The sequence below is a fragment of the Hyphomicrobium sp. genome, from assembly GCF_036833075.1.
Taxonomy (GTDB): domain Bacteria; phylum Pseudomonadota; class Alphaproteobacteria; order Rhizobiales; family Hyphomicrobiaceae; genus Hyphomicrobium_C.
Genome location: NZ_DAITQL010000098.1, coordinates 1 through 14462 on the forward strand (window position 1 = coordinate 1; position 14462 = coordinate 14462).

The 14462-nt window shown below is 65.9% G+C and carries 12 protein-coding genes; 6 read left to right on the forward strand and 6 right to left on the reverse strand.

All coding sequences use genetic code 11. The features are described from left to right. Together V7082_RS19105 and katG are read left to right on the forward strand one after the other, a co-directional pair. A partial coding sequence (locus V7082_RS19105; RefSeq protein WP_334151055.1) for a TCP-1/cpn60 chaperonin family protein occupies positions 1–448 on the forward strand: 448 nt, incomplete at its 5' end. A 520-nt stretch (positions 449–968) separates the two neighbouring features. Further along, on the forward strand, positions 969–3167 hold the full coding sequence (gene katG / locus V7082_RS19110; RefSeq protein ID WP_334151057.1) for a catalase/peroxidase HPI: 2199 nt from the start codon (positions 969–971) through the stop codon (positions 3165–3167). Between the two features lie 85 nt (positions 3168–3252). On the opposite strand, the gene V7082_RS19115 is transcribed toward katG, so the two are convergent. Then, the gene (locus V7082_RS19115) at positions 3253–5094 is read right to left on the reverse strand and encodes an ABC transporter ATP-binding protein (protein ID WP_334151058.1); all 1842 of its coding nucleotides are present in this window, start codon (positions 5092–5094) and stop codon (positions 3253–3255) included. A gap of 165 nt (positions 5095–5259) precedes the next feature. Here V7082_RS19115 and hemF point away from each other — a divergent pair, with 165 nt between their 5' ends. Then, complete coding sequence (gene hemF / locus V7082_RS19120; RefSeq protein WP_334151060.1) at positions 5260–6171, forward strand: oxygen-dependent coproporphyrinogen oxidase; 912 nt, start codon at positions 5260–5262, stop codon at positions 6169–6171. Between the two features lie 72 nt (positions 6172–6243). Here the strand turns inward: hemF and V7082_RS19125 are convergent, their stop codons facing one another. From V7082_RS19125 to V7082_RS19135, 3 genes are all read right to left on the reverse strand, one after another. Further along, positions 6244–8274, reverse strand: a complete 2031-nt coding sequence (locus tag V7082_RS19125) for a HAMP domain-containing methyl-accepting chemotaxis protein (RefSeq protein WP_334151062.1) — start codon at positions 8272–8274, stop codon at positions 6244–6246. A 26-nt stretch (positions 8275–8300) separates the two neighbouring features. Next, entirely contained in the window at positions 8301–9116 is an 816-nt protein-coding gene (locus tag V7082_RS19130) for a carbonic anhydrase (protein ID WP_334151063.1), read from the reverse strand. Between the two features lie 488 nt (positions 9117–9604). Then, the gene (locus V7082_RS19135) at positions 9605–10852 is read right to left on the reverse strand and encodes a hypothetical protein (RefSeq protein WP_334151064.1); all 1248 of its coding nucleotides are present in this window, start codon (positions 10850–10852) and stop codon (positions 9605–9607) included. Positions 10853–10999: 147 nt separating this feature from the next. Here V7082_RS19135 and V7082_RS19140 point away from each other — a divergent pair, with 147 nt between their 5' ends. The 3 genes from V7082_RS19140 to V7082_RS19150 are packed head-to-tail and all read left to right on the forward strand — an operon-like array spanning position 11000 to position 13229. Continuing rightward, a complete protein-coding gene (locus V7082_RS19140) occupies positions 11000–11662 on the forward strand; it encodes a CoA pyrophosphatase (RefSeq protein ID WP_334151066.1) in 663 nt (220 codons plus the stop codon). Next, positions 11659–11955: a DUF6111 family protein gene (locus tag V7082_RS19145; protein ID WP_334151067.1), complete on the forward strand. Its 297-nt coding sequence runs from the start codon at positions 11659–11661 to the stop codon at positions 11953–11955. The genes V7082_RS19140 and V7082_RS19145 overlap by 4 nt, the downstream gene beginning before the upstream one ends. 5 nt (positions 11956–11960) lie before the next feature. Next, positions 11961–13229, forward strand: a complete 1269-nt coding sequence (locus tag V7082_RS19150; RefSeq protein ID WP_334151069.1) for a CCA tRNA nucleotidyltransferase — start codon at positions 11961–11963, stop codon at positions 13227–13229. Positions 13230–13516: 287 nt separating this feature from the next. On the opposite strand, the gene V7082_RS19155 is transcribed toward V7082_RS19150, so the two are convergent. Together V7082_RS19155 and V7082_RS19160 are read right to left on the reverse strand one after the other, a co-directional pair. Next, complete coding sequence (locus tag V7082_RS19155) at positions 13517–13699, reverse strand: hypothetical protein (protein ID WP_334151071.1); 183 nt, start codon at positions 13697–13699, stop codon at positions 13517–13519. A gap of 155 nt (positions 13700–13854) precedes the next feature. Further along, positions 13855–14462, reverse strand: a 608-nt coding sequence (locus V7082_RS19160) for a TCP-1/cpn60 chaperonin family protein (protein ID WP_334151073.1), incomplete at its 5' end; no start/stop codon positions are given.

Genomic DNA, 14462 nt, shown 5'->3' on the forward strand with positions numbered 1-14462 from the left:
CGACGACGCGCTCCATGCCACCCGCGCGGCCGTCGAGGAAGGTGTCGTGGCCGGCGGCGGCGTCGCGCTGCTCAAGGCGACCAACGCCATCACGGCCAAGGGCGCCAACGACGACCAGACGGCCGGCATCGCCATCGTCCGCCGCGCGCTGCAGGCCCCCATCCGGCAGATCGCGGAGAACGCCGGAAGCGAGGGCTCGATCGTCGTTGCCCGCGTCCTCGAGGCCAAAGGCGCCACCTTCGGCTACGACGCGCAGGCCGGCGAGTACGGTGACCTGATCGAGAAGGGCATCATCGACCCCGCTAAGGTGGTGCGTACCGCGCTGCAGGATGCCGCGTCGATCGCAGGCCTGCTGATCACGACGGAAGCCGCCATCGCCGAGGCGCCGAAGTCCGACAACGGGAACGGTCATGCGCACGACCCGTCCGGCATGGGCGGAATGATGTAAGCAGCAGCCACTCTGCCGCTCCCCACTATGGGCCCGCAGGAGCAGCCTCCTGCGGGCTTTCTCATGCCGGCAGGCGAAGCCCGCCGCACTCTCCGGCGCATCGGCGCGGTATCAGAGTTTCTTATCGTATGCATTTATCAATTGAACTTGTCCTTATTTCAAAGCTGCGCTACCCGTCTGGAATGGCTCTAAACGGGTGCAGGTCATGACGGTATAATCAGCAATGACGGGTGGCGGTACGATCGCCGCAGGCGGCCCGAGCACGGATCTTGCGGCTGCCGGTCCGCACCAGGGTTCATCCGCCGAACTCGTCACCGCACGGGCAATGATGCAGGCGATCAAGGCGCTCCCGTTCGCTCACGATAGACATCGAATTCTCGAACGGCGGCGCAGGGGGCGGTCCGGCCTCGCGACCAGCCTCAAGACCCGAAACGAAAGTGATCGAAGCCGCTCTCCTCGCCCTTGCGGTGACGGATTCGGAAAGTTCGAACAAAGCAACAGCATACGATCGGAGACCAAGATGGACGCAAAAACAGATGACAAGGGCCCGGGCGGCTGCCCGATGGGGCACGGGGCCACGCACGCCGCGCGGTCGAACCGTGACTGGTGGCCGAACCAACTGGACATCCAGCTGCTGCACCACAATTCGACGCTGTCCGATCCGATGGGCCAGGAATTCGACTACGCCAAGGAATTCGAAAGCCTGGACCTCAACGCGGTCATTGCCGATCTCAAGGCACTGATGACGGAGTCGCAGGACTGGTGGCCGGCCGACTTCGGCCATTACGGTCCGCTGTTCATCCGCATGGCGTGGCACAGCGCGGGCACCTACCGCATCACCGACGGCCGCGGTGGCGCCGGCACCGGACAGCAGCGTTTCGCGCCGCTCAATAGCTGGCCGGACAACGTCAACCTCGACAAGGCGCGCCGCCTGCTGTGGCCGATCAAGCAAAAATACGGCCGCAAGATTTCCTGGGCCGACCTGATGATCCTGGCCGGCAACGCCGCGCTGGAATCGATGGGCTTCAAGACCTTCGGCTTCGCCGGCGGCCGTGCCGACGTGTGGGAGCCTGAGGAACTGTATTGGGGACCGGAAGGCACTTGGCTCGGCGACGAGCGCTATAGCGGCGAGCGCGAGCTGCAAGGCCCGCTCGGTGCGGTGCAGATGGGCCTCATCTACGTGAACCCGGAAGGTCCCAACGGCAATCCCGACCCCCTCGCCGCGGCCAAGGACATCCGCGAGACCTTCGCCCGCATGGCGATGAACGACGAGGAGACCGTCGCGCTGATCGCCGGCGGCCATACCTTCGGCAAGACCCACGGCGCGGGCGACCCCTCGCTGGTCGGTCCCGAACCGGAAGCCGCCCCGCTCGAAAACCAGGGTCTCGGCTGGAAGAGCAGCTACGGCGTCGGCAATGCCGGCGACACCATCGGCGGCGGCCCGGAGGTGACCTGGACCACGACCCCGACCAAATGGACCAATAACTTCTTCTGGAATCTGTTCGGCTACGAATGGGAGCTGACCCAGAGCCCGGCCGGTGCGAAGCAATGGAAGCCCAAGCATGGCATGGGCGCGACGACGGTGCCGGATGCGCACGACAAGACGAAGCGCCACCCGCCGCAGATGCTCACCACCGACCTGTCGCTGCGTTTCGATCCGATCTACGAGCCGATCTCGCGGCGCTTCCTGGATAACCCGGATGAGTTCGCGGACGCCTTCGCCCGCGCCTGGTTCAAGCTCACCCATCGCGACATGGGCCCGCGCGCCCGCTATCGCGGCGCACTGGTGCCGCAGGAAGTGCTGATCTGGCAGGATCCGATCCCCAACGTCGATCACAAGCTGGTCGATGACAAGGACGTCGCGGCGCTCAAGGCGAAGATTCTCGCCTCCGGCCTTACGGTGTCGCAGCTCGTCTCGACCGCCTGGGCCTCGGCCTCGACCTTCCGCGGCTCCGACAAGCGCGGCGGCGCCAACGGCGCGCGCATCCGCCTGGCTCCGCAGAAGGACTGGGAGGTGAACGAGCCCAAGCAGCTCGCCAGCGTGCTCTCCAAGCTGGAAGCGATCCAGAAGGAGTTCAACGCCTCGGCTACCGACGGCAAGAAGGTGTCCCTTGCCGACCTGATCGTTCTCGGCGGCGGCAGCGCCATCGAGAAGGCCGCGAAGGATGCCGGCGTCACCGTAGATGTGCCGTTCAGCCCGGGCCGCATGGACGCTTCGGAAGAGCAGACCGATGCCGCTTCCTTCGATGCGCTCGAACCGGCCGCCGACGGCTTCCGCAACTACATCAACGCCAAGAAGCTGCAGTTGATGTCGCCGGAAGAGGCACTGGTGGACAAGGCGCAATTGCTGCGGCTCACCGGTCCGGAAATGACCGTTCTGGTCGGCGGCCTGCGGGTCCTTGGCACCAACACCGGCGGCACGAAGCACGGCGTCCTCACCGCCCAGCCCGGCAAGTTGACCAACGATTATTTCGTCAACCTGCTGACGATGGATACGGCGTGGTCTTCGGCCGGTGACAACCTCTACGAAGGTCACGACCGGAAGACCAAGACCCCGAAATGGACGGCCACGCGCGTTGACCTGATCTTCGGCTCGCACTCGCAGCTGCGCGCGTTCGCCGAAGTCTATGCCGGCGCCGACGCGAAGGAGAAGTTCGTCCGCGACTTCGTGGCGGCCTGGGCCAAGGTGATGAACGCCGACCGCTTCGATCTCGCCTGATCGGAGCGCGTCGCGGACGAAAATCAAAAAGGGCGGCGTTCCGATCGCGGAACGCCGCCCTTCTCTTTGTCTCTTCCGCTGGCCTCTATTCCGCCGCGTCCTCGGTCAGGAAGCCGCCGGACTGGCGCGCCCAGAGGCTCGCGTAGAGGCCGCCCTTGCGCAGGAGCTCGGTGTGGCTCCCCTGCTCGACGATGCGTCCGCCGTCCATGACGATAAGCCGATCCATGGCGGCGATGGTCGAGAGGCGGTGCGCGATGGCGATCACGGTCTTGTCGGCCATCAGCGCCGCGAGACTCTCCTGGATGGCCGCCTCCACCTCGCTGTCGAGGGCGCTCGTCGCCTCGTCGAGCACCAGGATCGGCGCGTTCTTCAGGAGCACGCGGGCGATGGCGATGCGCTGGCGCTGGCCGCCCGAGAGCTTGACGCCGCGCTCGCCGACGTGGGCCTCGTAGCCCTGCCTGCCGTTCAGGTCCTCGAGGCCGAGGATGAACTCGTGGGCGTGCGCGCGCTTGGCGGCGGCAACAGCCTCGGCGGGACCCGCTTCCGGGCGCCCATAGAGGATGTTGTCCATCACCGAGCGGTGCAGCAGGGACGTGTCCTGCGTGACGAGCCCGATGGAGGCGCGCAGGCTCTCCTGGGTGACGCCTGCGATGTCCTGTCCGTCGATCAGGATGCGGCCGCCCTCGATGTCGTAGAAGCGCAGCAGCACGTTGACGAGCGTCGACTTGCCAGCCCCCGAGCGGCCGACGATGCCGACCTTCTCGCCCGGGCGAATGGTCAGGTTCACCTCCTCGAGGACGCTCTTCAGCCGGCCGTAGTGGAAGCGGACGTCCTCGAAGCGGATCTCGCCCTTGGGAACGGTGAGCCGGGGGGCGCCGGGGCGATCGACCACCTCGTAGTCGCGGGCGATGGTCTGCATGCCCTCGTGCACGACGCCGATGTTCTCGAAGATGCCGGCCATGGTGAACAGGATCCAGCCCGACATGGCGATGATGCGGATGGAGAGCGTCAGGGCGACCGTGATGGCACCCATGCTGACGGCGTCGTAGCTCCAGAGCCAGAGCGCAAAGCCGGCAATCGACACCAGGAGCGCACCGTTCAGCGTGTAGAGCACCAATTCCATGACCGTGAGATTGCGCAACGACGCCTGATGGCGCTCGAGATGCGCCTGCATGGCCTCGCGCGCGTAAGCCTGCTCGCGCTCGGCGTGGGCGAACAGCTTGACGGTCAGGATGTTGGTGAAGCTGTCGACGACACGGCCCGTCAGCCAGGAGCGCGCCTCCGACGCCTCCGTCGAGAGCCTCTGGATGCGCGGAACGAACAGGCGGACGACGAGCGCATAGAGCGCGATCCACACCAGGAGCGGCACGACGAGGCGGGCGTCGGCCTCCCAGAAGATCACGAGCGCGCCGACGACGTGCACGACCATGTACCAGATCGCATCGACGGCCTGCACGACGGATTCCCGGAGGGACGCGCCCGTCTGCATGATGCGCGTCGAGATACGGCCGGCGAAGTCGTTCTGGAAGAACGCGAGCGATTGGCCCAGGACGTGCGTGTGCGTCTGCCAGCGGATGCGCGTCGTCACGGCCGGACTGATCATCTGGTTCTTGACCAGATCGTGCAGGGTCGACGCGACCGGGCGGGCGATCAGGGCGACGAAAGCCATGAGCAGCAAAACCCCGGCATTCTCGGAGAAGAACGTGCGGGGCGAAGCCGCGGCGCTCATCATGTCGACGAGGTTGCCGACGAAGGCCATGAGTACGACCTCGATCAGCGAGCCGAAGAAACCGATCACCAGGAGGACGGCAAAAGGACGCCAGACCGGCCTGATGTAGTGCCAGTAGAAGGCGGCGATGGTGGCCGGCGGACGGCCGGCGGGCGCCGGCGCGAATGGATCGATGCGGTTTTCAAACCAGCGAAACATCAGGCCCTTTCCGTTGCGATCTCAGCGCGCAGCGAGCCCGCGGCCGCGTTCCGCCGCAAACCCCTTCTCGTTTCCCGTGGATCGGGCTATGCGCTAAGCCGCCATCGTGCCCAAACGATGGCCCGAGACCTCTTGAAATGGGCAACACGCGAGGAAAAGGCAACCATGACCGAGACGGCAGGCGACATCGAAAGCAGGAAATCGGCTGCCGAGGCATGGTTCCAGGAGCTGCGGGATACGATCTGCAAGAGCTTCGAGACGCTCGAAGCCGACCTTCCGCCGACGGCGCAGCTCGGCGGCGAGGCGCCGGGCCGTTTTGTGCAGACGCCCTGGGCGCGGACGGACCACACCGGCGCACCGGGCGGCGGCGGCAAGATGAGCCTCCTCAAGGGGCGCGTGTTCGAGAAGGCCGGCGTGCACACGTCGACCGTGTTCGGCGAGTTCGCGCCCGAGTTCCGAAAGCAGATCCCAGGCACCGAGGAGGACCCCAGGTTCTGGGCGTCGGGCATCTCGCTCATCGTACACCCGCAGAACCCCAACGTGCCGGCCGTGCACATGAACACGCGCATGGTGGTAACCAGCAAGTGGTGGTTTGGGGGCGGCGCGGACCTGACCCCGGTGCTCGACCGGCGGCGCAAGGAGGACGACGCGGACAGCCTCGCGTTCCATGCGGCGATGTATGGGGCCTGCGCGGCGCATGAGGCTGTCGCCGACTACGAGAAGCTGCGCAAGTGGTGCGACGAGTACTTCTACCTGCCCCACCGCAAGGAGCCGCGCGGCGTGGGCGGCATCTTCTACGACTACCTGACACCGGCGGAGGAGCAGGGCGGATGGGATGCGGCCTTCGCCTTCACGCAGGACGTGGGGCGCGCGTTCCAGCGCGTCTATCCGATGCTGGTGCGCGGCAACGTCACGCTGCCGTGGACGGACGCCGACCGCGAGGAGCAGCTCGTGCGGCGCGGACGCTACGTCGAGTACAACCTGCTCTACGACCGCGGCACCGTATTCGGCCTCAAGACCGGGGGCAATGTGGACAGCATCCTGTCGTCGATGCCGCCGGTCGTGAAATGGCCCTGAGGCGCTTCGCTTCCGCGCGCTGAAAGCCGACCCCCGCGTCCCCGAAGAGCCGGGGCGTGGGGAATTTCTCGATCAGGCCGCCCGCACGGTCTCGAGGAAGCGCTCGACCTCGCGGCGCAGCGTGCCGCTTTCCGTCGAGAGCTGCCTAGCGGACGAGAGGACCTGGGACGAGGCGGTGCCGGTGTCGGAAGCGCCCTTGCTGACATCGGTGATCGAGGAGGCAACCTCGGAGGTTCCCTTGGCGGCCTCCATGACGTTGCGGCTGATCTCCTTGGTGGTGGCGCCCTGCTGTTCGACTGCCGCGGCGATAGCACCCGAGATCTCGGACATCCTGTTGATGGTGTCCGCAATCTCCTTGATGGCGTTCACCGCCTCGCTGGTCGCTGTCTGCATGCCGGTGATCTGGGAAGCGATCTCGCTGGTCGCTTTGGCGGTCTGGGCGGCGAGCGCCTTGACCTCCTGGGCGACGACCGCGAAGCCTTTTCCTGCGTCTCCGGCGCGCGCCGCCTCGATGGTGGCATTGAGCGCCAGCAGATTCGTCTGCCCGGCAATGGTGTTGATCAGGCCGACCACGTCGCCGATGCGGTCCGCGGACCGCGACAGCTCGGTCACCCGGTCGTTGGTGGTCGAGGCCTGGACCACGGCTTGGCCGGCAATGGCGCTGCTCTCCTGCACCTGACGGCTGATCTCGTTCACGGTCGACGCGAGCTGCTCTGACGCCGCGGCGACGCCCTGCACGTTGGCCGAGGTCTGCTCGGAGGCCGCGGCAACCATGCCCGAGAGCTGTTGCGTTGTCTCGGCCGTGCCGGTCAGCGAGCCGGCCGCGCTCTCGAGCTGGCTCGAGGCCGCCGAGACCGTATCGACGATGCTTCCCACGGACTTTTGGAACTCGTCCGCGAGGCGCTCCATCTCGGCCTTGCGCTCGGCGGCGGCGCGGCTGTCGGCCTCCCTCTGCTCCTTCTCCATCCGCTCGATACGCAGCAGATTGTCCTTGAAGATGCGGGCTGCTCGGGCGTTCTCGCCCACCTCGTCGCCGCGATCGGCATAGGGCACCTCGACCGCCTTGTTGCCGTTCGCAAGCTCGAGCAACACGCTCGAGATGGCGCGGATCGGCGTCGAGATCCCACGGCCGATGAGCCATGCCAGGACGGCGCCCAGCAGCGTGCCGCCGATGCCGGAGAGCAGGATCATGGTCTCGGTGGAGCTGATATAGGCCTTGGCGTCACGCTCGAACTCGTGCTCGTCGGCGGTCGCCGATTCGCGGATCAGCCTGGTGTCCTTGGCCACGATTTCCGCGAGCTCTGGGAGCTCGGTCCCCATGATCGTGGCGAACTCCTCGTCGATGGCGGCCGCCTTCTCGAAGCCGTCGCGATATTCCGCGACCAGCGTCTTGATCTCCTCGTAGCCGGCGCGGGCCGCCGGTGACCTGATCATGCCGTCGAGCGAGGCCAGGATCCGCTTGACGTCCTCGAACGCCTGGTCCGCCGCCGCCTTGGCCGCGGGGTTATGGCGGCCGAGCATCATGTTGACGCTGAGCCGGATCTGCATCACCTCCTTCAGCGCCTCGGCTGCGAGAATGAGCGCGTTGCTGTCGCCCTCGCTCGCCGCTGCCTTCTGAAGCGCTTCGAGATCCGCCCGGAGCCTGGCGCCGTCAACGTCGAGCACCGCCGTGCCGATCCGGTCCTTCTCGGCGCGCAGCGTCTCCGCCTTGTGGGCAAGCTCCGCATACTTCGCGAACTTCGCCTTGATGTCCTCGACCATGGCATGGCGCTCGGGATTGTGGATGTTCTCAATGCCGACTTCGATGGCGGCCTTGACGCGCTTCTCCTCGTCCGCGGCCAACTCAGCGGCACGCGCGTGGTCCTGGTCCGTCACCACTTCGCGCACCAGCCGGCGAAACGACAGAAACTCGCGATCGATATCGCTTACGGCGTCGACGACCGAAACCCGCTGAGCGTACCCCTCGAAGTCATTGCCGACGTGCGTGATGCCGATATAGCCGGCGGCACTGATGAACATGAGGATTACGAGAACGGCTGCAAAGCCGATCGCAACCTTGGTGCTGAGCTTCAAATTGTTAAAGAGCGCCAAAATCTTTTCCATCGCCCTTACTCTCTTTCCGGGACCGTTTACGGGTTGACTTGCAAGAGAAACCGACGGTTTCTTCTCTGAACGGGACGCGCGTTATTCGGAAACAGCGCGGCAAACTGACGGATCTGTTCGGGCGAGGCTTCGACCGGCTCGCGGAAAACAGTCCATGTCAATCCTTCGGAGCAGGGCGGCGTGGTGAGCGAGCCCGCGTAGCGAAAATAAGCCCGGCTCTCCGGGAAGAAGGTGGCAGGATCGAAGGTGCCCGCGACCTCCACCTCTAGCCCCTCGCTCTTCGGCATCTGATCGAAGATCGGCTGAAGGCCTGCGTTGTAGGCTCCGGGACGGAAAAATACGCCGACGACCGCGAGTGCGCCCGCGTCCGACCTGTGGACGAAGTGAACCTCCATCTCGAACGCCTTGCCGTCGAGCAGATGCTCGCTCGGATGGTGGAAGTGGAACTGGACGAGGTCATACCGCGTGCCAGCAATGGTGCAGGAACAGCCGGGGTCGGCGTTCACCTGTACGGTGTGGCCGTTGTTGACTAGGCGTAGCGGAAGCTCCCGATAGTCGAACGCGATGCCGCCTGGGTCGCCCGTCGTCGCCCCTGCCAGATCGATCGGTGTCTGCTCGAGCCCGAGCTGGCAGACTTTGAAATCGGGCGATAGCTCTCCCCAATGCTCAGGCCCCGACTGTCCGTCATAGGACCAGTGCGGCTTAGCATGTCCGCCCGCTGCAGCATGTGCCGCGGCCTGCTCAGCCGCAGCGTCACCGGCAAATCCCGTAAATTTCGACGCGACGCAACAGGCACACCCAAGCGTCGCGTATTTTAGAAAAGCGCGCCTTTCTATCGGCATTTGTCATTCCCCACGAAAGGCCGTCCGCGGATTATTTGCGTACTTTCCCGCCTTTGCGAAATGACCCTATGGAGCGTATGGTAAACGCTATTTAAATGCCAATCATCGCGCTCCTACCGGCATTTACACGTTGTTCAGGCATCTTTCCCTTCTTTCCTCAGGATACATGACGCTTGCTGCAACGAGACGTGCCAGTCCGTTTCGTAAGCCCTAACGGGTTCCACCGCAGATTCCGCAATTCATTGAGGCGGCAATCCTGGGTGGCCGATCCAGATCAAGGAATAATTTCATCTTCATTTTTGAATATCGGTGCTTTTTTGCCCGTTTTGCTTCTCACGCGCGCGAACACAGTTTGGCGTCTCTTCCAGAGCCGGCGCACAATCCGTCTCAAGGCTGATGCGTCACGCCGCGCCGCCGCAACACGGGCTCTGCCTCGCGCTTTCCGAGGGTGAGCCCAAAGCGGCCATGAACCGGGCGCCTGGAGCCGGCTATCGGCCGGAAGCGATCTCTGCGGAAACCTCGCGGAAGGCCTCTGCGAACTCGATGGCGCCGGGGTTCACGATGTTGTCGTCCATGCGCTTATCGAGCGCCACGAGCAGCTCGGCGCTCGACTTGTCGCGCACGATCGTGTTCCTGAAATAGGCGTCGCGGGCGAAGAAATTGGCCGTTGCGGCCTCGCGGGCGGCGGGGCGCATCATCTCGAGCGCGGTTCCGGGGCCTGCGAGGTTCATGAGCTCGATCTCCGCGCCCGTGAGCTTTCCCATGCCGGCCTTGTCGGCCATCTGCTTCAGGCCCTGCAGTTTCACGACCTGCAGCCAGGGGCCGATGTCGCCGTCGAGGTTGATGGCGTGGATGCCCATGCCGCGCTCAGTGCGCGCGAAGGCGACGTGGCGGCTCCATTCCTGCGGGATCGCTCGGGCGGCCTTGATCATGACCGCGAGCTTGTCGTGCTTGTCGGCAAGCGCTCGGCGGCGGGCCGGCGGCAACGAGCGGTCCGCGGACATGGCCTTGAGGCGTGCCAGGAATTTCTGGCCGTGCTTGGCAAGCTCGTCGGTGGTGTTGGCGGTCAGGAGCTGCGCGTAGCCGATGGCGGACGAAATGGGCTTGCCGGTTTTCTTGATGGGGTGAATGCCCGATACCATGTCGGCGGTGCCGAGACCGCTCGTCTCGAGCGCATACACGCGCACGACCTGATCGGCGGTGAGGCCGAGCGAGACAGCCTCACGGGCGTAGCGCACCTTGAACTCGCGCTCCGGGATCCGCTCGGGCCGGAACCCGTACTCGGCCTCGGCGGCGGCGAGAAACTCGGCGAGGCCGGGCAACGGCTTCGGCGGCTCCGCGGGTTTTTTGCCGGCGCCCTCGGCCTGATAGGCGGCCCAGCGCCTGGCGAGCGCCGCCGGCAGCTCGCGGCCGGTATATTTCGGCGGAAAGGACGTGACGTAATCTCCGGCCGTGACCGTCTGGCCGCGGCTCCGCTTGCCACGCCGCAACGCCTTCTTGTCGGCGACCTCGCGCCAATAGGCGTCGCTCTTAAACTCGTGCGTGGCCTTTGCCGACAGGTACTCCTCGAACAGCTTGCGGTCGACCGGCGCCAGCGTGCGGGCGAATTGCTCCGTGCTGCGGCCGGCGGCTTCTGCCGGCGCCGGCATCCCGGCGGCACACAGCCCGGCGAGCGCGAGGAACGCCCATGTCAGGGGGCGCGGTGCGGCGCGGGCTCTTTTCGCGGCGGCTGTCATGCCAAGATCATCCTTCGAATCGCTTTCGCGCTTGTTGGCAGCAGAATGGGGCGTTTCGAGGGGAAGCGCACGCTCCGGGATCGCTTCCGGCCCGCCCGGTGCCGTTAGCCATTCCCAACGCGGTCGATGTGGCCTAGGACTTTTCCCATGATCCCGACATCGCTTGCCGAACCAGGATTTTTCGACCCCGAGGCGTTTTGCGACCGCGTGGCGCACGCCTTGTCGATCCCCCAGGGGGAGGCCCGGACGGAGCCGAGCGATTTCGATCTCGGCCCGCACACGGCGGAAACGTGCCCTCGCCCCGACGCGCTCGCCACCGCCCGCTCGGCGGCCGTGCTTATTCCCGTCATCGCGCGCCCGACCATCACACTGCTCTTCACGCAACGCACCGATCATCTTGCGGCCCACGCGGGGCAGATCGCCTTTCCCGGCGGGAAAACCGAGCCTCACGACGTCGATCCGCTCGCGACGGCCCTGCGGGAGGCGCGCGAGGAGATCGGGCTCGATTCCGCGCTCGTCACACCGCTCGGAACGCTCGACCGCTATCTCACGGGCACCGGCTTTCGCATCACGCCCGTGATCGGGCTCGTGGCGCCGGACTTCGCGCTCGCGATCGACGAGAACGAGGTTGCCGATACTTTCGAGGTGCCGCTGCCGTTCCTGATGAATCCCGACAACTATCATCTCCACACACGGACCATCGCCGGGCTGGAGAGACATTTCTACGCCGTGCCCTTCGAGGGCCGTTTCATCTGGGGCGCGACGGCTGGTATCCTTCGCAATATGTACCAAAGGCTCTTCGCGACATGATCCGAACGGTCATCGAGAACATTCTGCTGTTCCTGCTGCCGACGTTTCTCTATCTGGCGTGGGTGCTGTTTCAGCGCTCGCGGAGCGAAGCGCAAGAGGACGGCGGCAGAGACCGGCTGGGTGCGACGCACCTCCTTGACGATGCGCCCCTGCTCTGGCTGTTTGCGAGCGGGGCACTCCTCGTCATCGTGACGCTGGCCTTCTTCGGCAGCTCGTCGGGCGGCAAGCCGGGGCAGCACTATCAGCCTTCGGTCTTCCAGGACGGCAAGATCCAGCCCGGCCACATCGAGTAGCAGCGATGGCACGCGAGGACGCCAACCAGCGGCCGCCCAACCTTGCCGGCGCGCCGTGGCTCGAGGCCAAGGCCACGCGGGCCGTGCTCGACGCGCTCGCGCAGGGTGGATACGGCGCGCGCGTCGTCGGCGGCGCCGTGCGCAACGCGCTGCTCGGCGTCCCGGTCAAGGATGTCGATGTCGCGACGACGGCGCTTCCGGAGGAGGTTCTCCGCCTTGCGAGCGCGGCGGGGCTCGGCGCGGTGCCGACCGGGGTTGCGCACGGCACCGTGACCGTGATCGCCGATCACCAGCCGATCGAGGTGACGACGCTCCGGCGCGACATCGAGACCTTCGGGCGCCATGCGCGGGTGACGTTCACCACGGATTGGGCGGAGGATGCGGCGCGGCGCGACTTCACCCTCAACGCGCTCTACTGCGACGCGGATGGGACGGTGCACGATCCGCTCGGCGGATACGCGGACCTCATCGCACGCCGCGTCCGTTTCATCGGCCATGCGGAGGACCGCATTCGCGAGGACTATCTGCGCATCCTGCGGTTCTTCCGCTTCACGGCTGAATATGCCGTCGGCGAGCCTGACGCCGAGGGCCTCGCCGCGTCGATCGCGCTCGCGTCCGGCCTCGGTCAGCTTTCGGCCGAGCGCATTCGTGCGGAACTGCTCCGGCTGCTCGCGGCCCCGCGGGCGGTGGAAACGGTGACCGTGATGGCGGATGCCGGTCTCGTGCAGAACCTGATCGGTGCGGCCGGCGACGTGGCGACGTTCGCCAGGCTTTGCGCCATCGAGGCCGGACTCTCCCGCGACAGCGATCCGGTGCTCGGACTCGCCGCCCTCGCGCAGCCGAGGCCCGGGCAGCCGGTGGCCGATCTCGCCGCGAGGCTTCGGCTCTCGAACGCGGAGGCAGAACGGCTCTCGCGCCTGGCACTCCCCGATCCCGCCTTTCATCCGGACACGCCCGAGCGGGAGGCGCGGGCCTATCTCTACCGGTTCGGTGTCGATGCTTTCCGCGATGGCGTTCTTCTCGCGTGGGCGCGAAGCGGGGCCGCTTCAGACGATTCCCGGTGGCGGGGCCGCTTCGTGCTGCCGAACCGCTGGAAAGTGCCCTCGCTTCCGGTCCGCGGTCAGGACTTGCTGAAGGTGGGGCTCTCCGAGGGCCCCGCGATCGGACGCGTGGTGCGGGCGTTCGAAGACTGGTGGATCGCGGAGGACTTCCCGAAAGACGAGCTCGTTCTTGCGCGTGCGCTTTCCGATTTCGTCAAAGCGAACAGCCCCTAGAGTCGTTCCGACTTAGGTGGAAACATGGTCATGTGAGCAATTGGCGTGTCTGGATCCCGGCCGTCCATGCGGAGCATGGCTCCGCCATGATGCCGGGATGACGTCATTTGTATGCAGGCGGGCTACGCAAACTCAACGTCACTCCGGCGAAGGCCGGAGTCCAGACGGGCTTGCGCATGTCGAACCGCTGTTTCCATCTGAAACGGAACCTCTCTAAGCCGCAGGCAAGGGGAACACGATCAGAGCCTTCCTGCCTGTTGCCTGCCGCCCCGTTACCTACCCCTTCCTCATTTTGCCCTCGGCCCCTGCAGGCGCAGCATCGCCGCTTCGATCTTGCGCCAGGTGGCGGCCTGCTCGTCGGCGCCCTGCTCCTCGAAACGGCGCGCCTTCTGCGCGGCCTCGGCGATCGCCTTGGGTCCCTGGACCTCCATCAGCTTGCGGGCGTGCTCCTCGATCTCGATGGCGAGCATGGCGTTCTCCCTTTGCTCGTTTGCGTTATTGCCGGTGGTCCCTTGTCTGCATGTGGGGCGCGCACACACGATGGCAAGAGGGCTCAAAAACGCGAAAAGGCCGGAGCGCAGCGCTCCGGCCTTTCCAATCGCATCGGATTCGAGCGACGGACGACTTAGAAGTCCATGCCGCCCATGCCACCCATGCCGCCGCCGCCCATCGGCATCGCGGGGGCGTCCTTCTTCGGCTTGTCGGCGACCATAGCCTCGGTCGTGATCAGGAGGCCGGCAACGGAAGCCGCATCCTGCAGCGCACAGCGGACGACCTTGGTCGGGTCGATGACGCCCTCGGCGATGAGGTCGCCGTAGACGCCGGTCTGCGCGTTGAAGCCATAGGCGTACTTGCTGTTGTCGAGGATCTTGCCGGCGACGACCGAGCCGTCCTCGCCCGCGTTCTGGAAGATTTGGCGGGCCGGCGACTGAAGTGCCTTGCGCACGATGGTGATGCCGACCTTCTGGTCCTCGTTGTCGCTCTTCAGGTTCTCGAGAGCCTTGATGGCACGGAGCAGAGCCACGCCGCCGCCCGGGACGACACCTTCCTCGACGGCCGCGCGGGTGGCATGGAGCGCGTCGTCGACGCGGTCCTTGCGCTCCTTGACCTCGACCTCGGTGGCGCCGCCGACCTTGATCACCGCCACGCCGCCGGCGAGCTTCGCCAGGCGCTCCTGCAGCTTCTCGCGGTCGTAGTCCGAGGTCGTCTCCTCGATCTGCGCCTTGATCTGCT